At 57.8% G+C, this 536-nt stretch carries 1 rRNA gene; it reads right to left on the reverse strand.

The annotated features are described in order from the left end of the window. Positions 1-536, reverse strand: a 23S ribosomal RNA gene (locus N826_RS39215); the annotation flags it as partial.

The raw sequence follows: 536 nt of genomic DNA on the forward strand, positions 1-536 counted from the left end.
CCCCTAGCCACAGGTCATCTCCGACTTTTTCAACAGGCGTGAGTTCGGTCCTCCAGTGCGTGTTACCGCACCTTCAACCTGCCCATGGCTAGATCATCAGGTTTCGGGTCTAAAGCATGCAACTCAAGCGCCCTGTTCAGACTCGCTTTCGCTGCGCCTCCACCTACCGGCTTAAGCTCGCTGCATACTTTAAGTCGCTGACCCATTATACAAAAGGTACGCCGTCACGGCACAGGGCCGCTCCGACTGCTTGTAGGCATCCGGTTTCAGGTCTGTTTCACTCCCCTCGTCGGGGTGCTTTTCACCTTTCCCTCACGGTACTGGTGCACTATCGGTCACTGAGGAGTACTTAGGCTTGGAGGGTGGTCCCCCCACGTTCAGACAGGATTTCACGTGTCCCGCCCTACTCGAGGATCACGAAGAGCATTACCCGTACGGGGCTGTCACCCGCTACGGCCCGACTTTCCAGACGGTTCCGGTTATCTCCTCGTGACCACTGGCCTGGTCCGCGTTCGCTCGCCACTACTTGCGGAGTC

The sequence above is a fragment of the Skermanella aerolata KACC 11604 genome (genome assembly GCF_000936425.1).
Lineage (GTDB): Bacteria > Pseudomonadota > Alphaproteobacteria > Azospirillales > Azospirillaceae > Skermanella > Skermanella aerolata.